Source organism: Sphingomonas sp. BRN-1R (assembly GCF_057748035.1).
Genome location: NZ_CM173236.1, coordinates 2,180,662 through 2,207,013 on the forward strand (window position 1 = coordinate 2,180,662; position 26,352 = coordinate 2,207,013).

The 26,352-nt window shown below is 67.3% G+C and carries 20 protein-coding genes; 14 read left to right on the forward strand and 6 right to left on the reverse strand.

The window, feature by feature from the left end; translation table 11 throughout:
* Positions 1–64 precede the first annotated feature (64 nt).
* The 8 genes from AC3ANX_RS10040 to AC3ANX_RS10075 are packed head-to-tail and all read left to right on the forward strand — an operon-like array spanning position 65 to position 6,811.
* The gene (locus tag AC3ANX_RS10040) at positions 65–1,210 is read left to right on the forward strand and encodes a mandelate racemase/muconate lactonizing enzyme family protein (protein ID WP_488333147.1); all 1,146 of its coding nucleotides are present in this window, start codon (positions 65–67) and stop codon (positions 1,208–1,210) included.
* On the forward strand, positions 1,207–2,511 hold the full coding sequence (locus AC3ANX_RS10045; RefSeq protein WP_488333148.1) for an MFS transporter: 1,305 nt from the start codon (positions 1,207–1,209) through the stop codon (positions 2,509–2,511). The genes AC3ANX_RS10040 and AC3ANX_RS10045 overlap by 4 nt, the downstream gene beginning before the upstream one ends.
* On the forward strand, positions 2,508–3,338 hold the full coding sequence (locus AC3ANX_RS10050; protein WP_488333149.1) for a kinase: 831 nt from the start codon (positions 2,508–2,510) through the stop codon (positions 3,336–3,338). The genes AC3ANX_RS10045 and AC3ANX_RS10050 overlap by 4 nt, the downstream gene beginning before the upstream one ends.
* On the forward strand, positions 3,335–4,045 hold the full coding sequence (locus tag AC3ANX_RS10055) for a GntR family transcriptional regulator (protein ID WP_488333150.1): 711 nt from the start codon (positions 3,335–3,337) through the stop codon (positions 4,043–4,045). The genes AC3ANX_RS10050 and AC3ANX_RS10055 overlap by 4 nt, the downstream gene beginning before the upstream one ends.
* Before the next feature lie 4 nt (positions 4,046–4,049).
* Positions 4,050–4,871, forward strand: coding sequence for an amidohydrolase family protein (locus tag AC3ANX_RS10060; RefSeq protein WP_488333151.1), 822 nt, complete (start codon positions 4,050–4,052; stop codon positions 4,869–4,871).
* A 10-nt stretch (positions 4,872–4,881) separates the two neighbouring features.
* Positions 4,882–5,736, forward strand: coding sequence for a fumarylacetoacetate hydrolase family protein (locus AC3ANX_RS10065; RefSeq protein ID WP_488333152.1), 855 nt, complete (start codon positions 4,882–4,884; stop codon positions 5,734–5,736).
* Positions 5,733–6,467 carry an SDR family oxidoreductase gene (locus AC3ANX_RS10070; protein WP_488333153.1) on the forward strand — a complete coding sequence of 245 codons (735 nt, stop codon included), beginning with the start codon at positions 5,733–5,735 and terminating at the stop codon, positions 6,465–6,467. The genes AC3ANX_RS10065 and AC3ANX_RS10070 overlap by 4 nt, the downstream gene beginning before the upstream one ends.
* Positions 6,464–6,811, forward strand: coding sequence for an L-rhamnose mutarotase (locus tag AC3ANX_RS10075; protein WP_488333154.1), 348 nt, complete (start codon positions 6,464–6,466; stop codon positions 6,809–6,811). The genes AC3ANX_RS10070 and AC3ANX_RS10075 overlap by 4 nt, the downstream gene beginning before the upstream one ends.
* A gap of 69 nt (positions 6,812–6,880) precedes the next feature.
* Here AC3ANX_RS10075 and AC3ANX_RS10080 read toward each other — a convergent pair whose 3' ends face one another.
* The 4 genes from AC3ANX_RS10080 to AC3ANX_RS10095 form a co-directional block, all read right to left on the reverse strand.
* Positions 6,881–9,598 (reverse strand): TonB-dependent receptor, encoded by a 2,718-nt coding sequence (locus AC3ANX_RS10080; protein WP_488333155.1) that lies wholly within the window; start codon positions 9,596–9,598, stop codon positions 6,881–6,883.
* A gap of 77 nt (positions 9,599–9,675) precedes the next feature.
* Positions 9,676–10,701, reverse strand: coding sequence for an aldo/keto reductase (locus tag AC3ANX_RS10085; RefSeq protein ID WP_488333156.1), 1,026 nt, complete (start codon positions 10,699–10,701; stop codon positions 9,676–9,678).
* A gap of 60 nt (positions 10,702–10,761) precedes the next feature.
* A complete protein-coding gene (locus tag AC3ANX_RS10090; RefSeq protein ID WP_488333157.1) occupies positions 10,762–12,021 on the reverse strand; it encodes an alpha/beta hydrolase family protein in 1,260 nt (419 codons plus the stop codon).
* Between the two features lie 9 nt (positions 12,022–12,030).
* Complete coding sequence (locus tag AC3ANX_RS10095; protein WP_488333158.1) at positions 12,031–14,586, reverse strand: TonB-dependent receptor; 2,556 nt, start codon at positions 14,584–14,586, stop codon at positions 12,031–12,033.
* Positions 14,587–14,910: 324 nt separating this feature from the next.
* On the opposite strand from AC3ANX_RS10095, the gene AC3ANX_RS10100 reads away from it, so the two are divergent.
* Positions 14,911–16,464, forward strand: a complete 1,554-nt coding sequence (locus tag AC3ANX_RS10100; protein WP_488333159.1) for a carboxylesterase/lipase family protein — start codon at positions 14,911–14,913, stop codon at positions 16,462–16,464.
* Positions 16,465–16,555: 91 nt separating this feature from the next.
* On the opposite strand, the gene AC3ANX_RS10105 is transcribed toward AC3ANX_RS10100, so the two are convergent.
* Positions 16,556–17,773 carry an ROK family transcriptional regulator gene (locus tag AC3ANX_RS10105; protein ID WP_488333160.1) on the reverse strand — a complete coding sequence of 406 codons (1,218 nt, stop codon included), beginning with the start codon at positions 17,771–17,773 and terminating at the stop codon, positions 16,556–16,558.
* A gap of 232 nt (positions 17,774–18,005) precedes the next feature.
* On the opposite strand from AC3ANX_RS10105, the gene AC3ANX_RS10110 reads away from it, so the two are divergent.
* Positions 18,006–19,460, forward strand: a complete 1,455-nt coding sequence (locus AC3ANX_RS10110; protein WP_488333161.1) for a glycoside hydrolase family 125 protein — start codon at positions 18,006–18,008, stop codon at positions 19,458–19,460.
* Between the two features lie 32 nt (positions 19,461–19,492).
* The gene (locus AC3ANX_RS10115) at positions 19,493–21,808 is read left to right on the forward strand and encodes a GH92 family glycosyl hydrolase (protein ID WP_488333162.1); all 2,316 of its coding nucleotides are present in this window, start codon (positions 19,493–19,495) and stop codon (positions 21,806–21,808) included.
* A 37-nt stretch (positions 21,809–21,845) separates the two neighbouring features.
* Here the strand turns inward: AC3ANX_RS10115 and AC3ANX_RS10120 are convergent, their stop codons facing one another.
* Positions 21,846–23,084: an amino acid deaminase gene (locus AC3ANX_RS10120; protein ID WP_488333163.1), complete on the reverse strand. Its 1,239-nt coding sequence runs from the start codon at positions 23,082–23,084 to the stop codon at positions 21,846–21,848.
* Between the two features lie 80 nt (positions 23,085–23,164).
* On the opposite strand from AC3ANX_RS10120, the gene AC3ANX_RS10125 reads away from it, so the two are divergent.
* From AC3ANX_RS10125 to AC3ANX_RS10135, 3 genes are read left to right on the forward strand one after another with little or no spacing between them, the layout of a single operon-like run.
* Complete coding sequence (locus AC3ANX_RS10125; RefSeq protein ID WP_488333164.1) at positions 23,165–24,601, forward strand: N-acyl-D-amino-acid deacylase family protein; 1,437 nt, start codon at positions 23,165–23,167, stop codon at positions 24,599–24,601.
* Between the two features lie 17 nt (positions 24,602–24,618).
* A complete protein-coding gene (locus AC3ANX_RS10130; RefSeq protein WP_488333165.1) occupies positions 24,619–25,011 on the forward strand; it encodes a RidA family protein in 393 nt (130 codons plus the stop codon).
* Position 25,012: 1 nt separating this feature from the next.
* On the forward strand, positions 25,013–26,350 hold the full coding sequence (locus AC3ANX_RS10135; RefSeq protein ID WP_488333166.1) for a GntT/GntP/DsdX family permease: 1,338 nt from the start codon (positions 25,013–25,015) through the stop codon (positions 26,348–26,350).
* The last annotated feature ends 2 nt before the right edge of the window (positions 26,351–26,352 follow it).

Consider the following 26,352-nt stretch of genomic DNA (forward strand, 5'->3'; position numbering starts at 1 on the left):
CGCCTTGCCGATGTTTATATAATCATCTAGCGAATCTGATATGTCAATTGCGAGATCAACGGCGATGCACTCAACCCAGATCGTCGAATTCCGGATCACCCGCTTCCAGTTCCGCCGCGACCGCGTGATCGGGGATTCGCAGGTGCGTGCCGACAGCGCCAACGTCGCCGCGATCGAGCTGGTCGACGGTGCCGGCCGCGTCGGGCTCGGCTTCGCGCAGACCCTGTTCCAGCCCTTCCCCGACGAAGCCGAGATCGTGCGCATCTTCGCCGCCGAGGCATGGCCGGCGCTGGAGGGCCGCGAGACTGCGGCGCTAGCGCTCGGCTTCGGGCGGGCGCGCGGCGGCAACGTGCGGCGGCTGTCGCTGCCGTTCGAGGAGTCGCTTCAGCATGCGGTGTGGGATCTGTTCGCCAAGCAGAACGAGCTGCCCTTGTGGGAGATGCTCCATGCCAAGCGCGATAGCGTGCCGGTCTATGCAAGCGGGCTCGACTTCCATCTGTCCGACACGGCGTTCAGCGAGCTGTTCGGACGCGCCGCCGCCGAGGGCTATCGCGGCTTCAAGATCAAGGTCGGCCATGCTGATCTCGACCGCGATGTCCACCGGCTCGACCTGCTGCGCCGCGTCGTCGGCGACAGGTTGCCGGTGATGATCGACGCCAACGAAGCATGGACCGCGCGCGAGACGATCGTCGCGCTGGAGACCTTCGCCAAGGCCGGCCACACCATCCACTGGGCCGAAGACCCGATCCCGCGCGACGATTTCGACGGGCTGCGGCTGCTGCGCAATATGCGGCTGACGCGGATAAACGCGGGCGAGTATCTCGATCTCGGCGGCAAGCGGCGGTTGCTCGAAGCGCGTGCGTGCGACATGCTCAACGTCCACGGGCAGGTCAGCGACGTGATGCGTGCCGGCTGGCTCGCCGAGGAAGCCAATGTGGAAGTGACGTTCGGCAACACTTTCCTGGAGATCGGCGTCAACATGGCGCTGGCGTTGCCGGGCGTGCGCTGGCTGGAATACAGCTTCCAGAATTTCGACCATCTCGTCGAGCGGCCATTCGAGATTCGCGACGGCCTGATCCGCGGCAATCCCGAACCCGGCCACGGCCTCGTGCTGAGCGAGACGGCGCGGCGCGAGCATCGCCGCCCGGATCTGCTCGCCGACGCCGATCTCGGCGACGCGCCGCGCGTGGCGCAGGCGCAGGCGGCGTGACGCTCACCGCCGACGACAGCGTGCTGGCGGCGGCCGCGCCGCTGCCGGAGGTGCTGAATGCGCCACATGTCGTCGGGGCGGCGAAGTGGACGCTTCTGGTGTCGCTGGGACTCGTATTCTTCGTGCTGCTCACGCTCTATGCTGCGGTCCTCGGCGTGCTGCTGCCCAACCAGATCCAGAATATCGATCCCGCCGCCAAGACGCGCTCGCTCGGCATCGTATTCGCGATCACGTCGGTGTTCAGCACGCTCGCCACGCCGATTGCGGGCGCCTTGTCGGATCGGACGCGCAGCCGGTTCGGCAGGCGGACGCCGTGGATCGTGCTCGGCGCGATTCTCGGCGGTGCGGCGCTGATGGTGGTGCCGCATATGCGCGACATCGCCGGCATCACGCTGTTCTGGGTGATTGCGACCATCACGCTCAACGCGATGCAGCCCGCCATCACCACGATCGTGGCGGATCGCTTCGCGGCGGCGGAGCGCGGGCTCGCCTCGGGGGTGGTCGGCGCGGCGATGACGGCGGGAGTGTCGGCAGGCACGATCTATGGCGGACTGTTCGCGGATCGGCTGGTGCTGGCCTATTCGCTGCTCGGTGGCGGCATCATCGTCGCATGTCTGGCGTTCGTGATCGTCAACCCCGAGCCGCGCGTCGTTCTGCCACCGGCCGCGCCGTTCCGGCTAGGCGGGTTCCTCAAGGGCTTCTGGGTGTCGCCGCGCGAACATCCCGATTTCGCCTGGGCGTTCCTCGGCCGGTTCACCATCTATATGGGCTATCAGGCGATCGTCACCTATCTGCTCTACATCTTGCAGGACCATATCGGCCTTTCGCAGATGCGCGCTAACGCCGCGATCGCCGCGCTGTCGTCGGTGACGTTCGTCGCGCTGGTCGCGTCGGGGCTCGGCTCCGGGCTGATCTCGGATCGGCTTGGGCGGCGCAAGCCGCTGGTGTTCGCGGCCAGCGTGGTGATGGCGGCGGCGGTGGCGATGCCTTTGCTGTTCCCGTCGATGGGCGGAATGTATGCCTATGCGGTGCTGATCGGGCTCGGCTATGGCGCGTTCATGTCGGTCGATCTCGCGCTGATGACGGAAGTGCTTCCCAAGGCGGAGCCGGGCGAGGATGCCACCGGCAAGGATCTCGGCATCCTGACGACAGCGGTGAACGTGCCGCAGATCCTCAGCCCGGTGCTTGCCGCCGCGCTGCTGACGATGACGCATAACGATTATCCGTTGCTGTTCATCGTCGCCGGGGCGTTCGTGCTGGCCGGCTCGTTCCTCGTGCTGCCGATCCGGTCGGTGCGGTGACGCCGGAGGCGATCGTGGTGGCGTTCGTCGCCGAACGGCTGGCGCGCCCGCGCGACCGGCCACTCGTGATCGGGCTGTGCGGCGCGCAGGGCAGCGGCAAGTCGACAATCGCGGCGGCGCTGGTGCGGCAGTTCCCGGACGCGGCGATGCTGTCGCTCGATGATCTTTATCTGTCGCATGATGCCCGTGCCGCGATGGCGCGCGAGGTTCACCCGCTGTTCGCCACGCGCGGCGTGCCCGGCACGCACGACGTCGCGCTCGGGCTTGAGGTCTTCGCGGCGCTCGATCGCGGCGAGCCGGTGACGCTGCCGCGCTTCGACAAGGCGCAGGACGATCCCGCGCCGCGCGACCGCTGGCCCGCCGCCCCCGCGCCGTGCCGGCTGCTGGTGTTCGAAGGCTGGTGCGTCGGCGCGGTGCCCGAAACGGAAGCGGCGCTCGACACGCCGGTCAACCCGCTCGAACGCGACGAGGACGGCGATGGCGTCTGGCGGCGCGCAAGCAACGCCGCGCTCGCAGGTGCGTATCAGGCGTTGTTCGCGCGGCTCGACGCGCTGGTGCTGCTCGCCGCGCCCGACATCGCCACCGTGATCGACTGGCGCCGCCAGCAGGAGAGCGCCTTGCGCGCCGCCGCATCGGGCGCGGGTGTGATGAACGATGCCGCAATCGCCCGCTTCGTCGCGCATTACGAGCGGCTGACGCGCCATATCCTTGCCGAAATACCGGGCCGTGCCGACCTCACTGTCCCGCTCGCGGCCGACCGCACGCTGCGCGCGCCGCCGATCGCGATTGATTCCGCCGGGCGCGAAGCGGTATCAGCCTGTGCATGACCGTAACAAAGCCCAAGAAGACCTCGCGCGCGCGGATCACCGACACGGCGGAATCGGATGCCGTGCTGCGGCTCGGCGAGAAAGCCTATCGCACGATCCTTCAGGGGCTGTTCGATCGTACCGTACCGGCGGGTGCGTTCCTGTCACAGGCCGAGCTGATGAAGCGGCTCGATCTGCCGGTGCAGCCGCTGCGCGACGCTTTACGCGCACTCGAATCCGAGGGGTTGGTGACGATCCATCCCCGCTCGGGCATCCAGTTCACCAAGGCCGATCTGGAGTTGGCGCGCTCGACCTATCAGTTCCGCTCGATCATCGAGCGGCCAGCGGCGCGGGCGTTCGCGGAAACCGGCGACGCGGCGGACATTCAGGCGCTGATCGACGAGCATCACGCGCTGATGGAGCGGCTCGAAACGGGCGAACTCGACGCCGATGCGATCGCGACGCTCGATGCGGTCGAACAGCGGCTGCACGGCAACATGATCGCCAGCCTGCGCAACCCGCTCGTCGAAACGACCGCGCGGCGGCTCAAAAACTACGTTACCTTGGTGCGGATGGAGCGGCTCGTCACCAAGCCGCTGGTGTTGCGCACCTTGCGCGAGCATCTCGATATCCTCACCGCCTGCCAGGCGCGCGACGGCGATGCGGCGGAGGCGGCGCTGTCGCACCACTTCCAGGCGGCGCTGCAACGGATCCTGGGCATGGTATGACATCGTGCGGGTAATCGACGCACATCAGCATTTCTGGTCCCTCGGCGAACCCGGCCATGAATGGCCGACGCCCGCCGAAGCGAGCATCCACCGCGATTTCGGCGCCGCCGAACTGAAGGCGGCGGCGGCCGGGGTCGATCTGATCGGCACGGTGCTGGTGCAGTCGCAGCCGACCGATCACGATACGGACTGGCTGCTCGCGCTTGCCGCCGATGAGCCGCTGGTGAAGGGCGTGGTCGGCTGGGTCGATCTCGCCGCTGCGGACGCGCCCGCGCGGATCGCCACGCTGGCGGCGAACCCGCGCCTCAAGGGGCTGCGCCCGATGCTGCAAGGCATGGCCGACACCGACTGGCTGCTCCGCACCGAGGTCGCGCCCGCGCTCGCCGCGATGGCCGAACACGGCCTGCGGCTCGACGCGCTGATCGAGCCTCGCCATCTGCCCATGCTCGCGCGGTTCATGCAGGCGTGGCCAACGCTGCCGGTCGTCATCGACCATGCCGCCAAACCCTCGGCCGCGCGCGGCGGGCTCGATCCTTGGCGTGACGATATCGCCGCGCTCGCCGATCTCGGCTGTGCCTGCAAGCTGTCGGGGCTGCGCACCGAACAGGCGGCGGGCGATCCGGCGGATGCGCTGATCCCCTATGTCGACCACCTCGTCGCCCGCTTTCGCGATCGGCTGATGTGGGGCAGCGACTGGCCGGTGATCGGCCTCGTCGGCGAAAGCTGGCGCGACTGGCTCGACCTGTCGCGCGATCTTGCCGCCTCCGCCGACGCCGAACGCCTGTTCGTGACCTGCGCGACAGACTTCTACGCACTTTCCCTCTGAAAGGACCATCATGAGACTAGCCCGCTATGGCGCGCCCGGCGCCGAACGCCCTGCGATCCTCGACGATGCCGGCGTGCCGCGTGACCTGACCGGCATCGTCGCCGATATCGCTGGCGAGACGCTGACCCGCGCCGGGCTCGACCGGTTGCGTGGGCTCGACCTCGCCGCGCTCCCGGCGATCCCCGAAGGCACGCGCATCGGCGCATCGGTCGGTGGGGTCGGCAAGATGATCTGCGTCGGACTGAACTTCCGCGATCATGCTGCCGAGTCGAACCTGCCGGTGCCCGAACAGCCGGTGATCTTCATGAAGGCGACCACCGCGATCTGCGGGCCCAATGACGATGTGCGCATCCCGCGGGGCTCGGAAAAGACCGATTGGGAGGTCGAACTCGGCGTCGTCATCGGCGACGTCGCGCGCGACGTGAGCGAGGCCGAGGCGATGAACCATGTCGCCGGCTATGTGCTGGTCCACGACGTGTCGGAACGCGCCTTCCAGCTCGATCATGGCGGGCAATGGGTGAAGGGCAAGAGCTGCGACACGTTCGGCCCGATCGGACCATGGCTGCTCACCGCCGATGCGGTCGCCGATCCGCAAGCGCTCGGCATGTGGCTTGAGGTCAACGGCCACCGCTATCAGGACGGCACCAGTGCCGACATGGTTTTCGGCGTGGCGACCTTGGTCAGCCACATCAGCCGCTACATGACGCTGATGCCCGGCGACGTGATCTCGACCGGAACGCCCGCCGGGGTTGGGCTCGGGCAGAAACCGCCGACGTACCTGAAGGCGGGCGACGTGGTCGAACTCGGCATCGACGGGCTCGGCACGCAGCGCCAGACGCTCGTGCAGTCGGGGGCGCAGGCATGAGCGGTCGGCTGGCAGGCAAGCGCGCGGTCGTCACCGGCGCGGGTCAGGGGATCGGGCGGTCCTCCGCCGAGCTGTTCGCGCGTGAGGGCGCGACCGTGCTCGCGCTCGACGTTAATGCGGAGACGCTGGCGTCGCTGGCGGGCTGTGAGACGCATGTCGTTGATCTGCTCGATGCCGAGGCGATCGCGGCGTTCGGCGCCGCTGCGGGTAAGGTCGACGTGCTGTTCAACTGCGCCGGCTATGTCGACGCGGGCGACATCCTCTCCACCACCACACGCGGTTACGACCTGTCGTTCGATCTCAACGTGCGCGCGCCGACGCTGATGATCCAGGCGCTACTGCCGGCGATGATCGCCGGCGGCAACGGGGCGATCGTCAACATGGCGTCGGTGGCGGGATCGGTGATCGGGGTCACCAACCGCTTCGCGTATGGCGCGTCGAAAGCGGCGGTGATCGGCCTCACCAAATCGGTCGCGGCGGATTTCGTCGCGCAAGGGGTGCGCTGCAACGCGATCTGCCCGGGCACGGTGCAGTCACCCTCGCTCGACGAGCGGCTCGCGGCGACCGGCGATGCCGAGGCCGCACGCGCGCAGTTCGTCGCGCGCCAGCCGATGGGTCGGATTGGCCGGGCGGAGGAGATCGCCGAGCTCTCGCTGTACCTCGCCAGCGATCTGTCGAGCTACACCACCGGCGCGATCCACGTCATCGACGGCGGCTGGAGCAACACGTGACGCGCCGGCTCTGCCTCGCGCTCGACCTCCAGGACGATCCGGCGGTGTTCGCGCAGTATGAACGCCGCCACCGTACCGACGGGCCGCCGGCGGAGGTGAACGCGAACATCCGGGCGGGCGGCGTGGTGGAGATGGAGATCTACCGCGTCGCCGACCGATTGTTCATGATCATGGAGGTCGGCGAGGATTTCGATCCCGAAGCGCTGGCCGAGGCGGACGCGAGCGATCCCGTGATCCGCGCCTGGGCCAACGAGATGGCGGCGCTGCAACGCCCGATCGCCGCGACCGGCCAACCGAGCTGGGCGGAAATGGCCTGCGTCTATCGTCTGTCCGATCAGCCGTGATCGCTTGACCCCGCCCGACGCGCGCTGAACCTGGCGTCGGGCGGGGGCAGAAACGCGGTGCCCCCTCGTTCAGAACCGCGCCCGCGCACCCAGCAGGAACCGCCGCCCGGTCAGCGCGTAGCTGAAGGTCTGCGACGGGATCACCTGATAGGTGAACTCCTTGGCATTGTTCAGGTTGAGCGCGTTGACGCTGATCGAGAAATGGTCGTTGATGTTGTAGCTCAGGCTCGCATCGAGCTGCCCGTACGGCGCGAAATAGGTCGGCAACCCGTTGCGGCCGTTCGCCACCACCAGATACGTGTCGCGCCACGTATAGGCGGCGCGCGCCTGGATGCCATATTTCTCATAGAAACCGACGAGGCTGTACGAATTGCGCGACAATCCTTCGAGGCCGTAGCTCGATCCGCTCACCTGATTGGCGTATTTGGCGTCGCTGCTGACAAAGGTGTAGCTCGCCTGCGCGCCGAGCCCGTCGAACGGTGCGGGCAGACCGGCGAACGCCTGCCGATAGCTCAGCTCGAAGCCCTTCACCGTCGCGCCCTTGCCGTTGGTCGGCGTCGTCACCTGGAACGTCACCTGATCGACCAGTTGCGGCGTTGTCGTCTTGGCGACGAAGCTGTCGATGCTCTTGTAGAACAGCGCCCCCGACAGCAGCGAGAACCGGTTGAGATACCATTCGAGACCCGTCTCGATCTGCGAGGCGCGGAACGGCAGCAGGTCCGGGTTGCCACGCGTGATCTGCTCGTTGCCGGGATTGGACAGGATGCTCTGCGCAGGCGAAAGATCGGTCAGCGTCGGGCGGCTCATCACGCGCGAGGTGGCGAAGCGGAACACCAGCTTGGACGTGAGGTCGAGCTTGACGTTCATCGACGGCAGCAGATCGGTATAATGCCCGTTGAAGCCGATCGGCACCACCGGTGACAGCGCGATGATGTTCTGACCGCCGCCATTCGGCCGCGCGGAGATGATCGTCTGCGCTGCGCCGTTCGAGCTGAAGGCGGTATCCTCGAAGCGCACGCCAGCGTTGATCGCGATCGGCATAGAGCCGAGGTCCGTTTTCACGTCGAACATCAGATATCCGATCGTGACATGCTCCTTCACCACCGAGCTTTGCGCCGGGTTGAACACGGGGCGGGTATAGCCGACGAAGCCGGGCGTGCTGCTCCGGTACGCGGCCAGCGCCTCGGTGAAGGCGCGCGGATCGTAATCGACCCACTGGCGCACGGTGTTGCCGCCATAGCCGGGGAACCAGTTGCCGGGTGTGGTGGTGAACAGCGACGCCGGCATCGGCACGTACACCCCGCCCCCGCAGAAGGCGCATTGCGAGGCGGGCGACATCGAGATCGAATCCGCCGTCTTGGCGCGATCGGTATGTTCGAAGCCGAGATAGACCTTGATCGCCTCGCTCGCCTGCCAGTCGCCGTCGAGGTGGAATTCGAGCGTGTCGTCGCGCGTGTTGGTGCCGCCATCGGCCTCGTAATGCGCACCGATATGCGAGAGGTCGGTCGGCGCGTTGCTGTAGTTCGGATTGGAGAAGGCGATGTCGAAGATCGGGCTGCCGGTGCGCCGGTCCCATGTCAGCGTCGAGTTGGTGCGACGGATCGTCGAGAAATAGGAATCCTCGTTGCCGGTCCGCGTCGCTCGCGATTTGGACACGTCGCCGGACAGGTGGAAATCATCCTTCTTCCAGTCGAGATTGTAGCCGACCAGATAGGTGGTCGCTATACGCGGCGTGCGCGAGACGATCTCGTCCACCGTGCCGCCGGTGAAGGTCTGCGATTGGGCCGCGCCGTTCTCGACCACCTGATTGACGAGCGTGCCCGCCGCGAAATCATAGGCGATGCCGGCCTGATGATCGAGTTGGTTCAGCCTCGAATAGAAACCGTCGAGCGTCATGGTGATCGTCTCGGTCGGCTTGTACTGGACGGTACCGCTGCCGCCGATCCGCTCACGCTTCGAGGTGTTGAAGAATGGGGAGACGTTGGACGGCATGGTGACGTTAGTGAACGCCCCGACGCTCGGCGCGACGCGGCCCCGGTAATAGCTGTCGGTGCTGCTGTGCTGGAGCCACCCTGCGCCGATGTCGAACTCGTCGATGCGGATGTCGCGCTTCTGGTACGATCCGACCAGCGACACGCCAAACGTGTCGTCGGCATTGTGCCAGCTCAGCACGCCCGAGGCGCGCGGGTTCCAGGTGCCGGGCAGCGAATCGTTTTGCATGTCGAACGAGCCAGCCAGCACGAACGGCTTCTGTTCGAGCGGGCGGATCGTGCGCACGTCGACGGTCGCGCCGATGCTGGCGCCATTCAGTTTCGCGGTCGGGCTCTTGTACACGTCCGCGCCGCCGATCAGTTCGGAGGGGAGGATATCGAAGCTGAACTCGCGGCCGATATTGTCGGTGGCGAGCGTGCGGCCGTTGAGCGTCACCACGTTGAACTGCGGGCCGAGACCGCGCACCGACACGAACTGCCCGTCGCCGCCGTTGCGCGAGATCGTCACGCCCGGAATGCGCTGGAGCGATTCCGCGACGTTCTGTTCGGGCAGCTTGCCGATATCCTGCGTGGTGATCGAATCCACCACGTTGACGGCATCGCGCTTGAGTTCGATCGCCTGCTGCTGGCTGCCGCGCAGCCCGGTGACGATGATATCCTGCGCCTGCTGGTCGCTCAGGTCGGCGGTCGGGGTGGTCTGTGCCGACGCGGGCGGAAGCGCGTCCTGCGCAAACGCTGGTGTGGCAAGCACAGCGGCAAGGCTGGCGCCGAACGACAATCTCTGTTTGATGCGCATGTCCGATCCCCTCTCGATGCGCATTCGTTTTTAACCGCGCATTCTGAGATTTCAGATATACGTCTTGATAAACGTGGTCAAGCGGGTCCACTTGCTGTCGGCACCGGCGCATCGTCGCGGAGCAGACCCTCCGCCTTCAGATCGGTCCAGAGCTGCGGCGGGATCGGCAGCGCGGCGAGGCTCGCCGTGCGTCGCACCTGCTCCGCGCCATCCATGCCCGGAATCACGGTTACCACCTGTGAGTGCGCCAACGGAAAGCGCAGCGCGGCGGCGGCAAGCGGAACGTCATGGCGTGCGCAGACCGCCTCGATCGCGGCAACGCGTGCGAGAATTCCCGGAGGCACGCGGCCGTAGTCGTAATGGCCGCCGCCGCGCGACCCCACCGCGAGGATGCCGCTGTTGTATGGGCCGCCCACGATCACCGCGACGCCGCGCTCAGCGCAGAGCGGGAACAGCCGGTCGAGCGGAGTCTGTTCGAGCACCGTATAGCGGCCGGCCAGCAACAGCACGTCGAAATCGGCCGCTTCAAGCGCCTCGATGCACACCGCCACTTCGTTCACGCCGATCCCGATCGCGCGCACCATGCCGGCGTCGCGCAGTTCGCGCATCGCCCGGTAGCCGCCCTCCAGAAACGTGCGGAACAGCGCGGGATGATCGTCGCCGTGGGCCATGCGGCCGAGATCATGCGCGAGCAGAATGTCGATCCGCTCGCGGCCGAGCCGCCGGCGGCTGCCCTCCCACGATCGCATCACCGCGTCGTAGCTATAGTCGAACACGCTCTCGAACGGTTCGGGCGAGATGAACGCCTGACGCGGCTGCGTCAGGTCCACGCCCGTCACCGGCACCAGCGACCGCCCGACCTTGGTGGAGACGATCACGCGTTCCCCGGCATCGGCGCGCGCCAGCACGCGCCCGATCCGCCGCTCGGACAGGCCGAAACCATAATGCGGCGCAGTGTCGATATAGCCGATCCCGGCGGACAGCGCCGTGACGACCGCCGCCTCGGCCGTGTCGTCGGAGATCGCCTGGAACAGATTGCCGACCGACCCGCCGCCAAACCCGACCGGGCCGAGCGCTTTTAAAAAGGGAAGTGGGTCGATCACTATGCGCCTCCGTCCGGTTAAACTGATATTTCAGTTTAATCGACCGAAGCGCGCCGAACGTCAACGCGTGGCTGGAAGGTAACGATTGGCGAAGCGGATGTAGCGATCCCAGTCCCACGCGGTGATCTCATGCGGGCCGACGCGCAGATGGTAGGAGATGCGCGACAGCACGCCCTGCCCCGCCGCCGGCATCGTCTCAGCCGCCAATCCATCGTTGGTCAGCAATCGATACACCGGGTCGGCGCCCTTGGCGGCGAGGAACTCACCATGCGGGTCGGACCACCAGTCCTCGCTCGCACTGGCGACGTACACCGGGCGCGGGGCGATCAGCGCGATCAGCTCGTGCGCGTCGATCGGCAGGTCCGTCTCACGCTCGGCATAGGTCTTGAAGGTCGGCGCGAACCAGTAGCGGTTCATCACCCGGATCGTCTCGCCGAAGTTGCGTCGGTACAGCGCCGCGCCACCCTCACCCGAATCGTTGGAGACGACGGCGGCGAAACGCGGGTCGGTTGCGCCCGCCCACAACGCCGCCTTGCCGTAGCGCGAATGGCCGATGACGATGGCGCGTCGCGCGTCGACCGCGCGGTCGGTGGCGAGATAATCATACACCCGGCTCAGCCCCCATGCCCAGGTCGCGATCGCCCCCCAATGCGCCGGGTCGGACGGATTGGTGCGGTAGAACGGCTGGATGCTCTCGGCGACCATGGTGTCGCCGTCGGGATAAAGATCGCCGGGGAAATAGGTGGCGACACCGTAGCCGGCGGCGATGATCCGCGCGATCGGCCATTCGTCCGCCTCGATCCCGCGCGAGGCGGCGGTCGCGCCGTGCTTGACGATGCCGGTGCCGGGCGCGGCCACCCAATTGGGCGTGATCGCGATCGCCGGATCGGCCGCGACCGCCTGATTGCCGTGGAAATTCAGCCCTACGAACACCGGCACCGGGCCGCGTGCGTGCGCGGGCAGATAGAGCAGCACCGACATCTGCGGCCCATGCGGCGTGCCGTCGAGCAGGATCGTCACCTGCTTGCGGATCGCGGCGCCGCCGAGTGCCTGCGCGTCGCTGTCGGTGAGGACGAAGCGCTCGGCCTTCGGACGTGGCGGTGCCGCGCCGAAGATCGTCCGCGTGAACAAAGCGAGCAACTCGGGGCGACGCTTCGCCCGCCATTGCTGCGCGGTGGTGACGGGTGTCCCGTCCGCCATGCGCAGCGGATCGGGCAGCACATAGGAGCGCACCTTGGCCTCATCGGCATTGCCGTCGAGTTGTGCGGCGGCCGGTGTCGCGAGAACCGCCGCCGCCGCCAGCCACCAAAGCCGCTTCACGCGATCCGCTCAGAAGTTGACATGGAAACCGAGCTGGTACGAACGATCGAGCTGATCGGCCAGAGCGGGCTGGTCGGGCGTGCCGTAGAACTGGTTCTGATAGGCCACCGTCGCGTTGACCATGTCCGCCTTCAGCGACAGCCAGCTATTGACCTGGAACGTCGCCGAGAAATCGAGCGACCGCTGCGGCGCGTTCCACAGGGTCTGCAACGGGTCGGCCGCGTTGGTCTGGAGGCTCTTGGAACGCCAGTTGTACGACGCGTGGAGCGATACCGGGCCCTTTTCGTAGATGCCGGTGACATTGTACGCGTTCTTCGACAGCAGATCGGCCGGTACGCTGCGCGCGATGCCGGGCACGGTCAGCTTGCTGTCGACATAAGTGTAATTGCCCTGGATGCCGAACCCGCTGAGCAGGCCGGGCAGAAAATCGAAGAACTGCTGATAGGTCAGTTCGAAGCCCCGTATCGTGCCGTTGCTGCTGTTGCGCGGGCGCGTGACGAGATAGGTCTGGCCACCCACCTGCTCGTTCGCAGCGAACTTCTGCACGAAGCCGTTCACGTCCTTCTGGAACAGCGCGACCGAGGCGTAGTTCGACTTTCCGAAATAATATTCCAGCGACACGTCATATTGATCGGCCTTGGTCGGCTTGAGATCGGGGTTGCCGCCGCTCGCGGTCAAACTGGTCGGGTTGGCGAGCACTGCCGGCGAGAGATTGCCGAAGTCCGGCCGCGTCACCGCCTTCGAATAGCCGAGCCGCAGGAACAGATTGGGCGTGAATTTGAAACGGACGTTCGCGCTCGGCAACCAGTTGTCATAGGGCGTGCCACCCGACAGCGGCGCATAGGCACCGCTGCTGTTCAGCACCAGCACGGTCTGCTTCGGGTCGGTCCGGACGTAGCGCACGCCAACATTGCCATCGACCGGCACGCTGAGATCGAAGCCGAACTTGGTCGAGACATAGCCCGCCAGCGTCGTCTCGCGATAATCGTAATGGCTGCCCGGGCTGTTCGCCGGATTGTTCGGCCCCGCGCCGAACAGCGCGCGATAGGCCGTCGCGTTCTTGACGAAGCTGCTGCCCACCACCGTCCACTGGTTGGTCGAGACGTCCTGCCCCTGGAACACGTCGTCCGGCGTCTGCGCGAGGATGCCCGACAGCGGTTGCGTCAGCGTGCTGCCGCCCTGGCTGAAGAAATCGTAGATCGCGCGGTGGTGCGCCCAGCGGAAGCCCGCCATCAGCGCCTTGAACGGACCGGCGTCGATATCGTAGGTCGCGTCGGTGCGGAACGACGGTTCGCGGCCGTCCTGGCTGGTGCCATATTCGAAGAAACTCGGCGATCCGAACGCGGCGGCGTTGGTCGGATCGACGCCCGAGATGGCGACGTTGGGCGTGTCGCCGGTCAGCGTGATGTCGGCGCGCGGCGCACGCGTGGTGACGACGGCATTGCGCGCGTAGAACGGGCCATTGCTGCGCACATAGGAGCCTTCGGCGGTCAGCTTGAACGCGCCGGAGGTGTATTTGCCGCCGAACGCGATGTTCAGCGTGTCGTAGGGATTGTCATAGGCGTTGACGCTGGACTTGAGCAGCGCATTGGCGACCGAATAGCTCGCCGGCGTGGTCGAGCCCGACTTGTACACCGGGGTGCCGATGCCGCGGCTCTGCGCGTCGGCCTGTACGCTCAACTGCTGTGTATAGCTGTGCCCGCCCGAATGGCTGTAGATCGTGTCGAGGTGGAACTCGAGCGCGTCGCTCGGCCGCCACTGCACCGAACCGTAAGCGGAGGTGCGTACCCGGTCGCCGGTCTCGTAGCCGGGCGTGACCTGGCTGGGGATGCGCGTCGGCGTGCCGAACAGCGCGGTGTTGGTGGCATAGGTGTTGGTCGCGGACTGATAGCCGGCCGAATAGAAGCGTTCGAACTGCCCGCCCGCGAGCACGCCGATCTCGCCGATGTTGGTGTCCCACCGGTTCGAGACGATGCCCGACAGGCGCGGGCCGGCCTTGTCCTGAAACTCGGAATAGGTCGCCGCCCCCGTCATCGCAAGGTGGAAGCCCTTGAAATCGAACGGCCGCGCGGTGTCGACGTTGATGAGGCCGCCCAAGCCCCCCTCGATCTGGTCGGCGGTCGGTGTCTTGTACACTGTCACGCCGGCGAGGATATCGGAGGAGAAATCGAGCAGATGCGCGGTACGATCCGTGGTGCCGAACAGGGCGCGGCCGTCGACAGTCGTCATCACCTGCTTGAGCCCGTGTACGACGTAGGTATTGCCCTCGCCGCGCGTGTTGCGGGAGATCTGCACGCCGGGAATACGCTGGAGCGTCTCGGCGATGTTGGTGTCGGGCAGCTTGCCGATATCCTCGGCGACGATCGAATCCTGGATCTGATCCGACCCGCGCTTGAGATTGGCGGCATTGCTGAGCGATGCGCGCAGCCCGGTGACGACGATATCCTGCGTGGCGGCCTCCTCCGGTGCGGGTTGGGCGGATGCCGCCATTTGCGCGTGCGCGGTGGCAGGCAGACTCGACGCCACGACGGCGACCGAAGCGAGAAGAAGCGACGTGTTCGGCATGATGACCCTCTCCAGACAGGCGAGCTCGTGCTCCGCTCTTGATGACATTGGCTATACCAATTGCCGCGATTGGAATATCAGTCAATGGCTGTTGTTATGCAGGTGCGGCTGCCGTGCGAAAAACAGGCCGAGGATCGACGTCGTTCGGACGTAGATGGGCAGCCCTTACCTCGTGCACGCACCGCGCGCATGACACAGCCAAAGCCGGCACTTGCCTTACGCGCTGACACCGGTTTACCTTGGGGCAAGTCCGATACGGGGCGGAGAGGATCGACAGGTATGGCGCACAGGCTGGAAGAGCATCCGATTGTCCTCGATCGTCGTATGATCCTGAGCAGCGGTGCTGGTGCCGCCGCGCTGGCGCTGTTGCCGCACGCGGCGCGCGCGGTGACGCAGGCGGCGCGGGTCGTCGCGCCGTCCGGCATCTTCGCCGGCGAAGGTCATGCCGGCGCAGGTGCGCATCCGGTGTGGAGCTTCCGCGGAATCCGCTACGCCACCGCCGAGCGGTTCCGGGCGCCCCGCCCGTACGCCACGCCGGGACAGCCGCGCGCCGCGACCGGCTTCGGCCCGGTTTGCCCGCAGACCGGCGGTTACCAGCCGCAGTCGGAGGATTGCCTGTACCTCAACGTGTGGACCGCCAATCCGGACGGGCGCACGAAACTACCGGTGATGCTCTACATCCACGGCGGCGCCTACGCGAACGGCAGCGTCACCGATCCGCTCAACGACGGCGCGGCGCTGGCGGCGCGCGGCGATGCGGTGGTGGTGACGGTGAACCACCGGCTAAACGCGTTCGGGTATCTCTACCTCGCGCGGCTCGACCCGCGCTTTGCCGACAGCGGCAATGCCGGCCAGCTCGACCTGATCTGCGCGTTGCAATGGGTGCGCGACAATATCGCCGCTTTCGGGGGCGATCCGGCCCGTGTGATGCTGTTCGGCCAGTCGGGCGGCGGCGCCAAGATCGCGACGTTGACCGGAATGCCCGCCGCGCAAGGCCTGTTCCACCGCGCCGCGACGATGAGCGGGCAGCAGGTGACCGCGCAAGGCCCGCTCCACGCCACCGATCGCACCCGCGCCTATCTCGCCAAGCTGGGCGTCAGGCCCGACACCCTCCAGCCGCTGCTCGACATGCCGACCGAGAAGCTGGTCGAGGGGCTGCACGCGACCGATCCGATCCTCGGCGGTGGCCTGTCATTCGCGCCGACGCTCGACATGAAGTGGCTGGTGCGTCACCCGTTCTGGCCCGATGCCAACCCGATCGGGCTGAAGATCCCGATGATCCTCGGCAACGTGCATGACGAGACGCGCGCCTTCGTCTCGCCCGACACGGTGCGCGACCTCACCTGGGAAACATTACCCGATCGGCTGGCGCCCGATCTGCGCATCGACATCCTGCCCGAATGGGTGGTCGGCGAATATCGCAAGCAGTTCCCCAACTGGTCGCCGACCGACGTGTTCTACGCCGCGAGCACCGCCGGGCGAAGCTGGCGCGGACAGGTGATCGAGGCGGAGGAGCGCGCCCGCGCCGGTGCGCCGGCCTGGGTCTATCAGGTCGATTTCACCTCACGCACCGACCCACGGCGCGGCGCCTTCCACACGATGGATATCCCTCTGGTGTTCGGCACTCTGGGGGCGAGCGGCTCGCAGACCGGCACGGGCGCGGATGCGCGCGCCGCCTCTATCGCGATGCAGGACAGCTTCGTCGCCTTTGCCAAGACCGGCGATCCCAACCATGCGGGGCTCGCGGCATGGCCGAAATACGATCTGTCGAAACGCGCGACGATGATCTTCGACGTGACCAGCCGCATCGAAAACGACCCACGCCGCTGGCAGCGCGAGCTGTTCGCGCGCGTGCCGTATATCCAGCCGGGAACGTGATCCGCCGCCGTCCGGATCACGCAGGCTGGCATCTCGCAGCCGCCTCGGTGGGCCGCGAGGGGCACGGCCGACACGTCGGTCGGCGCGGAGGTTAATCCAGCCTGCCCGCCTGCATCAGGATCATGTCGGACGGCAACAATCGATCGAGATAGGGCAGGATCGCCGCGCCGATCGCGGGCGCATCTCCTGCCATCGTCGCGCGGGAGAGCGGTGCATGCACCGGCAGGCGGTACTCCGCCAACCGGGCGGTCAGCCGCGCGATCAGATCGTCGATCATCACATCGGGCAGCCGCCCACCGATGATGATCGCGTGCGGATCGATCAGGCAGTTGATGTTGACGAGCGGTGCGACCAGCGCGCGCGTGGCATCCTCGATCCAGCGATCGAGAACCGGTTTCATCGCGGGATCGGTCGGGTCGATACGCGACGGACTGTCGACGCCGCAGCCCGCCTGCGCGAGATATTGCATCAGCGCCGAGAGCGAGACCACATCCTGCACCAGCGCGCCCAGCCTGTCGCTCGTCACGTCGGGTAGCAGGCCGAGTTCGCCGCTGCGTCGGTTCGCGCCCTCGACGTAATGCCGGTCGATCATCAATCCGCCGCCGAGCCCGGAGCTGATGAAGATGTAGAAGAAACTCGCCAGCCCCAGGCCGGCGCCCGATTGCGCCTCCCCGATTGCGGCCGCAGCGGCGTCGTTGTCGACGAGCACCGGCCAGGGCAAAAGCGGCGCGAGCAGATCGGCGATCGAAAGCTCCGCCCACCGTTCGTAGGTTTCCGGGCGGCCGGGCAAGGCGATGCTGCCGAGATCGTCCGGCAACGTGACGCCGACGCCGAGCACCCGGTCGCGGTCGACGCCCGCCTGAGCCAGAAGCGGCTCGAGACCGGCCGTCACGAAGTCTGCCACATTCTCGGGTAGCGCGAAGGCGATATCGCGCGAGATCCTGCCGCGAACCTGCCCGGCGAGATCCAGCGCAACCAGCGTCAGATGATCGCGATCGATGTTGAGGCCGATGGCGATGCAGCCAAGCGCGTCGATGGTGAGCCGGATGGCGGGTTGCCCGCGTGGCCCTTGCAAACGCCCGATCTCCTTGACGAGGCCCGCATCCATCAGCCGCCGCGTGATGTTGGCGATGGTCGGCGCGGTCAGCCCGGTCATCCGGCTCAGTTCGACGCGGGTGGTCTCGCTGCTCGATCGGATTGCCTGAAGCACGACGCGCTGGTTGTAGTCGCTGGCGCGCGCGAGGTTGGTTCCGGAGAGCGACACGGCAAGCCGCGCGCCGCGTACGTCCCGTTGAGCGTCCCGTTGCATGTCCATCGCCTTCACGCTGCCCTTTCGACGCTCACCGCGCAACCCCGCTGCCGCACCGGATCGCCCCACGCGCCATTTCACGTTCGCGATCGACTTCCCAGCCTCACCGCCTCTTGCCAAAAAACAAAAACAAATTTCTTAAATCTGCTTGATCGGCCTCTGCTGTGATCCTAGCCTGTACGTGAAGCCGCTGGTCGGCAGCGAGCCATCGCGTCGTTGAGAGAGGGATATCGTGACTCCAGCATCCGCCGCAGCGGCGCAGATCAGCCGTCGCGATCTTCTGGTCGCTGGTGCGCTTGTGCCGCTCACGGCGGTATTGCCGGCGCGCGCGGCGGAACCGTTCCGACCGAGCCGACGCCCGCCGCTCGGCGAACGGCGCTTCACGAGCCGTGCGGTCGAACGCGAGATCGCACGCGTCCGCGCGCGCATCGCCGATCCGGAGATCGCGTGGCTGTTCGAGAATTGCTACCCGAACACGCTCGACACCACCGTCCGCCCGGGCATCATCGACGGCAAGCCGGACACGTTCGTCATCACCGGCGATATCGAGGCGATGTGGCTGCGCGACAGTTCTGCGCAATTGCAGAGCTATGTGCATCTGACGCCGCACGATGCCGATCTGCGCCGGCTGTTCCGCGGCGTCATCCAGCGGCAGGCGCGTTGCATCCTGATCGACCCCTACGCCAATGCGTTCATGGCCGATCCGCAAGCCAAATCGAATCTCGGCGCAATCGACGACTTTACCGAGATGAAATCGGGGGTCGCGGAGCGGAAGTGGGAACTCGACTCGCTGTGTTACCCGCTGCGCCTCGCGCATGCATATTGGACCGCAACGCGTGACGTCGCACCGTTCGACACCTTGTGGTCGCAGGCGATGGCGCGTGCGGTGGCGACGATGCGCGAGCAGCAGCGGTTTCACGACGATGGTCCTTACCGGTTCGAACGCGCCAGCCGCCGCGCCACCGAGACGTTGATGCTGAAAGGCGTCGGCGCGCCGACCCGCAAGGTCGGGCTGATCCATTCGATGTTCCGCCCCTCCGACGACGCCTGCACGCTGCCGTTCCTGATCCCGTCTAATCTGTTTGCGGTCGCGGCGTTGCGAATGCTCGCGCAGGTCCATGCCGAAGCGCGGCACGATAGCGCGGCCGCCGCCGAGTGCCGGGCGCTCGCCGATCAGGTCGAGGCCGCGTTGCAGGCGCATGGCCGGATGCCGGACGGCGCGGGCGGTGAGGTCTGGGCCTATGAGGTCGACGGGTTCGGCAATGCGCTGTTCATGGACGACGCCAATGTGCCGAGCCTGTCGGCGCTGCCGCTGCTCGGCGCGGTGGCGCGGGGCGATCCGCTGTACCGCCGCACCCGCGCGCTGGCGTGGAGCGCGCGCAATCCGTATTTCTTCGCCGGCAAGGCGGCCGAGGGGATCGGCGGCCCGCACAAGGGGCTCGGCATGATCTGGCCGATGTCGATCATCGCCCGCGCGATGACCAGCGACGACGATCGCGAGATCCGCCAGTGCCTGACGTGGCTGAAGACCACGCATGCCGGCACCGGCTTCATGCACGAGTCGTTCAACCAGGACGCCCCCTCGCAATATTCACGCCCGTGGTTCGCCTGGGCCAACGGTCTGTTCGGCGAGCTGATCCTCGATCTCGAACGCCGCCGCCCCGCGCTGCTCGCGCAGACCTTCTGATGCGTCCGCCCCGTTCCCAAGGAGACATTCGTTTGATCCGTGCCAACCGTCGCGAGCTTCTCGGAGGCTCGGCGATCGCCGCCTTCGCCGCCGCCGTTCCGGGAGCCAGCCTCGCCCAGCGGCCGGACGTGACGCCGCCCGACCTGTTCGTGGGCTCGGGCGGGCACGGCCACACCTTTCCCGGCGCGACGATGCCGTTCGGCATGGTGCAACTGTCGCCCGACACCAACAATGCCGGTTGGGACGCCTGCTCCGGCTACCATCAGTCGGATCGCTCGATCATGGGGTTCTCGCACACGCATCTGTCGGGCACCGGCATCGGCGACATGCTCGACGTGCTGGTGGTGCCGACGCGGGGCGCGCTCAAGCTCGTCGCGGGCACGCCGCAGAACCCGTCTGCCGGCTATCGCCAGCGCTATTCGGACGAACATGCCGAGCCGGGCTACTACCGCGTCAAACTGGAATCGGGCGTGCTGGCCGAACTCACCGTCACCGAGCGGACCGGGCTGCATCGCTATAGCTTCCCGGCCGGCGCGGGGCACATCCTGATCGACTTCGCGCATTGCAAGCAGGAGAGCGCGGACGAGCCGATCCGGATCGAGGACGCCTCGCTCGCGATCGACGCGGCCGGCATGCTGACCGGCAGCCGGCAGGTGTTCCGCTGGGCCGAAGGGCGGCGCATCCACTTCGCGATGCAAATGTCGCGCAAGCCCGACCGGGTGCAGTTCTTCGGCGACGGCGACTCCCCAGCGCCGAGCGGCACGCGCAGCGTGTCCGGTCACAAGCTCAAGGTCGCCTTGTTCTTCGACGAGGCCGGCGGCGCGCCGATCCTCTTGAAGACCGGCATCTCGGCGGTCGACGTCGCGGGCGCGCGCGATGCGCTGGCGGAGGCGCCCGGCTGGGCGTTCGATCCGGCCTGCACGGCTGCGCGCCGGGCGTGGGCGGAGACGCTTGGCGCGGTACGCGTCTCGGGCGGCACGCCGGCGCAGCGCACGATCATGGCGAGCGCGCTTTACCACGCCTTCATGGGGCCGACCCTGTTCAGCGACCGCGACGGCCGGTACGTCGGGCTCGACCAGCAGGTCCGCACCCTGCCTGCGGGCGAGCGCGCCTACAGCGCCTATTCCCTGTGGGATACGTACCGTGCGCTCCACCCGCTGATGACGCTGGTGCGCCCCGACATGGCGCAGCGCTTCGTCCACGACCTGATCCGCCAGACGCAGGAAAGCCCGTTCGGTCCGCCGACCTGGCCGCTCCAGGGCGTCGAGACCGGTTGCATGAACGGCACGCATTCGGTGGTCGTCCTCGCCGAGGCCTGTGTGAAGGGCATCGCCGCCGATTATGCCGCCGCATGGCCCAACATTCGCAAGCATGCGTTCGACCCCGCGTTCAAGGACACGCGCGCGACGCTCGGCCGCGAGCCGTATTTCCGGCTCGGCTACGTGCCCGCCGACACGGTGAAGGAAGCGGTCAGCCGCACGCAGGAATATGCCTATGACGATCATGCGATGGCGATCCTTGCCGACGCGGCCGGGGCCACGGCGGATGCGGCGGCCCTGCGCAAACGCAGCGGCAACTGGCGCAACGTGAGCGACGCGAAGATCGGCTTCGCCCGCCCGCGCTTCGCCGATGGAAGCTGGTGGACGCCATACGATCCGGTCCAGCTCGGCCACATGCCCGAGCCGCACTGGCGCGATTATACCGAGGCGAACGGCTGGCAGGCGACGTTCCTCAACCAGCACGATCCCTACGGCGTCATCGCACATTTCGGCGGCGAGGCGGCGTATGAGGCCAAGCTCGATTCGTTCTTCAACGCGCCCTCGACCTTACCCGCCAACGCGCCGCCCGACATTGCCGGGCTGGTCGGCCAATATGCGCACGGCAACGAACCCGACCAGCATGCCGCCTACCTCTACGCATATGTCGGCGCGCCGTGGAAGACCCAGGCGATGGTGCGCCGGCTGTGCGCCGAGATGTACAAGGACGATCCCGATGGCGTGATCGGCAACGACGATTGCGGGCAGATGAGCGCGTGGTTCATTCTGTCGGCGCTCGGCTTCTATCCTGTGGATCCGACCACCGGCATCTACGTGTTCGGCTCGCCTTTGTTCGACACGGCGGAGGTGCGCGTCGGCGCGGGCAAGCTGCTGCGCGTGCAGGCGATCGGCAACGCGCCCGACCGTCCCTACGTGCAATCGGTGCGGTGGAACGGGCGGCCGTGGACGCGCAACTGGATCGCGCACCGCGATTTGATCGAAGGCGGCACGCTGGAATTCACGATGGGCGCGAAGCCGTCGCGTTTCGGCACGGCAAAGGCGGACCGGCCACCTTCCGGCACCCGCGCGTGACAGGCCGGCGGGCGGCGTCGCGCCGTCCGCCGCCGTGTCAGAAGAACGTCTCGACCACTTCGGTGCAGCGGTAATCGTCATCCACCACCAGCAGCCGCCGCCATTTGTCGAAGGTGAGGCATGGGTGCGAGATGTCGAACGCGATCACGTCGCCGACCGCGATGTCGTCGCCCGGCGTGATCGCGAGATAGGCGTGCTGATCCATCAGGCCGGTCACCTCCCAGTGCGCCGGCGCGCCGATGGGACGATCCTCGCGACCTGTGCGGAACACCGTCGCAGGGCGCGGCAGCCCGGCGTCGAACGCCACGTCGCGCTTGCCCATCGCGACGATCGCGCGGGACGGATCGGGCAGCGACTGCACCACCGCCCAGATGCGCAGCGCCGGCAGCAGCGCCTCGCCAAAGCTCGGCGCGACGGCGTTGCGTTTCAGGATCTGCTCCTGCGCGATCCGATATACGCCGTCGTCGTGGCTGATGTAGCAGCCCGGCCGCAGCACCACCTCGACCGTGCCGGCTCGGGCCAGAGGCGCGGTTTCTTCCGCAACCACGTCGTACCAGACGGAACCGGCGCCGGAGAGGATCGCGGGTGTGCGGGCGAACCGCCCTTCCGCCACCAAACGCGCGGTCGTCTCCGCCGCGCGCCGCACGAAGCGGCGCACCTCGCCCTCGTCAGGCAGCACGCCTTCGTAGAACTCGATGCCGGCCAGTCGCAGATGCCCGTGCCAGCGCTCCAATTCGGCCAGCACCGCGTCGAGCCCGGCCGCGTCGCGCACGCCGGTGCGAAAACCGGGCTGGTCCGGCTCGGGCGCGAGTTCGACCAGAATGTCCAACGTCGCACCCCGCGCCCGGCAAGCCGCGCCCAGCAGCGCGACGCCTGCCGCGGAATCGGCGATGCAGAACAGCGCCATACCGGGCGTTCCGGCCAGATCGGCGATCGCGGCGAGGTTGGCGGTGCCGACGATCTGATTGGCGATCAGGATCCGCCGCACGCCGTGCGCGGCGGCCACCTGCGCCTGCTGGCTGTTCGCGACCGTGATCCCCCAGGCGCCCGCGTCCAGTTGGCGCTGGAACAGCCTGGGCGCCATCGTCGTCTTGCCATGCGGTGCAAGCGATACGCCGTAAGCCTCTATGAAACCGCGCATCCAATCGAGATTGTGCCGCATCCGCCGCTCGTCCAGCACCGCTGCCGGAAACGGAACGTCACCCGCCAGGAGGTTCCACGCCACCGCGTCGACATGGCCCACGCCCTTGTTCAGTTCGAAGTGCTGATCCGCCACGCCTCGTCTCCTGATAACGAAATTTGTTTACATTAATTGTCGATGCGGTGACAATGCCGTTCTGGATACGGGGGCCGGGAATGACATGCACGATCATCGCCGGCGCCGACATCCTTGATGGCAGCGGCGCACCGCCGTTCCGCGCCGACGTCGCGATCCGCGATGGCATCATCGTCGAGATTACACCATGTACGGCACGCGTGCCGGCCGATGCCGTCGATGCACGCGGCCTTACGCTGGCTCCCGGCTTCATCGACGCGCACACGCACGACGATCTCGTCGTCATCGCCACGCCCGATATGGCGGCGAAGACAAGCCAGGGCGTGACGACCGTCGTGGTCGGTAATTGCGGGATCAGCGCCAGCACGCCGTTCCATGCGGTGGAGGAGCTGGCGGACCCGCTCGTGCTGCTCGGCCCGGCGGCGCAGTTCCGCTATGCCGGGTTCGCCGAGTATGCGGCAGCGGTCGATCGGGCTCGTCCGGCGACGAACGTGGTCGCCCTGGTCGGCCACACCGCCTTGCGTGCCCGCCACATGAACCGGCTTGATCGCGCCGCGACACAAGCCGAGATCGCCGCGATGCGGGCGGATCTGGATGCCGCGCTCGATGCCGGCGCGTTCGGGCTGTCCACCGGTCTCGCCTACGCCAACGCGCATGCCGCGCCTACCGCCGAGGTGATGGTATTGGCCGAGGCGTTGCGCGGGCGTGGCGCAGTCTATTGCACGCACCTGCGCAGCGAAGCGGAGGATATCGTTCCCGCGCTCGACGAAGCGTTTGCGATCGGCCGCCACGCAGCCGCGCCGGTCGTCGTGTCGCATCTCAAATGCGCGGGGGCCAGCCAGTACGGGCGTAGCGGCGAGATCCTGGCGAAGCTCGAGGCGGCGGATCACCCGGTCGGCTGCGACTGCTATCCCTATACCGCCAGTTCCTCGACACTCGACCTGAAACAGGTCGTGCCCGAAACGCCGATCAAGATCACATGGTCGCAAAGCGAGCCGGACGTGTCGGGGCGCATGCTCGCCGATATCGCCGCCGACTGGGACATGGATCTGCGTGCCGCCGCGCGCCGCCTGCAACCCGCCGGCGCGGTCTATCACTGCATGGCGGAGGCGGATGTCGACAATATCCTCGCGCACCCGCTCACCATGATCGGATCGGACGGGCTGCCGTGCGATCCGCGTCCCCACCCGCGGCTGTGGGGCAGCTTCCCGCGCGTGATCGGGCATTATGCGCGCGATCGCGGGCTGTTCCCGGTAGCGGAGGCGATCCGCAAGATGACCGGCCTGCCCGCGGATCGGTTCGGCCTGACCGGTCGCGGTTACGTGCGTGAAGGCTACGCCGCCGATCTCGTGCTGTTCGACCCGGCCCGCATCGCCGATCGCGCCACTTACGACGATCCCGCACGGCCCGCCGCCGGCATCCACGGCGTGTGGGTGAACGGCGTTCGCACGCTCGCTCGCGATGGCGCGACGGGCGAGCGCGGCGGCAGGATGTTGCGACGCGCGCAAGCTCAATGAAGAAGAAGGACACTGACATGACCGAAGGTATCAAACGCTACGGCGTCGAAGGCGGCACCGGCACTGGTGGCCAGCATCTCCCGTTCGCGCGCGCGGTGGCGGCGGACGGCTGGCTCTACGTCTCGGGACAGGTGCCGATGGTCGATGGCGAGCTGGTCGAAGGCGGCATCCTCACCCAGACGCATCAGGCGATCCGCAACGTGCTCGCGATCCTCGCCGAAGCGGGCTACGGCCCCGAACATGTCGTGCGGTGTGGCGTGTGGCTCGACGATGCGCGCGATTTCCAGTCGTTCAACCGCGTTTTCCGCGAATATTTCGGCGAGAACCCGCCCGCACGCGCCTGCGTCGTGTCGCAGATGGTGGTCGACTGCAAGGTCGAGGTCGACTGCATCGCCTGGAAGCAGCCCTGACATGACGGCGGGCGCGCCGCTGCTGGTCGCGGCGGCCGTCGCGGTCGCCACACTGATCGGGCTGATCGTCCGCGCGCGGCTCAGCCCGTTCATCGCGCTGATCCTGGTATCGCTCGGCCTCGCGCTCGCGGTGGGCCTTCCGCCGGACACGATCGTCAAGACGTTCGAGGCCGGGGTCGGCGGCGCAATCGGCCATATCGCGCTGGTCGTCGGGCTCGGCACCATCCTCGGCAAGATGATGGTCGAATCAGGTGGGGCGGAGCGGATCGCCGATACGGTGATCGGCTTCTTCGGGCCGCGCCGCGCCGATTGGGCGATGATGACGGTCGCGCTCATCATCGGCCTGCCGGTGTTCTTCGAAGTCGGCTTCGTGCTGCTGGTGCCGATCGTCTTCACGGTCGCGCGCCGGCTGGGGCAGCATGCGATGCGGGTCGGCCTGCCGATGGCGGCGGGGCTGTCGGTGGCGCATGCGATGATGCCGCCGCACCCGGCGGCGATGCTGGCGACGCAGGCGTATCACGCCGACGTCGGCCTGACCGTGCTGTTCGCGCTGATCGTCGGCGTGCCGACCGCCGCCATCGCCGGACCGCTTTACGCGCGGCTGGTGGTGCCACGGCTCGCGCCATCCACCGCGCCGGTCGCGGAGGTGGTCGAAACGGCCGAACCGCGCGTGCTGCCGGGGTTCGCGACGACGCTGCTCACCTTGCTGCTGCCGGTGGTGCTGATGCTGGCCGGGAGCCTCGCCGCCGCCGTCGCGACGCCGGGTTCGGCGCTCGACGGCGCGCTTCGTTTCGTCGGCACGCCGGTGGCGGCGCTGCTCGTCGCGGTGCTGGTGAGCTACTGGACGCTCGGCCTGGCGCGCGGGATGAACGTCGAGGCCATCCAACACTTCACCCACGACTGCCTCGCGCCGACCGCGATGATCACGCTCGTCGTCGGCGTCGGTGCGGGGTTCGGACGCATCCTCACCGAAAGCGGCGTATCGGCCGCGATCGTGCAGGCGGCGTCGGCCGCACATCTGCCGATCGTGGTGCTGGCATGGCTGATCGCCGCGCTGATGCGGGTGGCGACCGGCTCCGCGACCGTCTCGATGGCGACGTCGGCCGGGATCGTCGCGCCGCTCGCTGCGGCCAATCCGGGCATCCGCCCTGAATTGCTGGTGCTGGCGACAGGCGCGGGATCGGTCATCCTCAGCCATGTCAACGACGGCGGCTTCTGGCTGGTGAAGGAGTATTTCGGATTGAGCGTCGCCGATACGATCCGAAGCTGGACCGTGTGTGAAACGCTGATCTCGATCGTCGCGCTGGTGCTGACCCTCGCCGTGTCGGTGCTGGTGTAGCG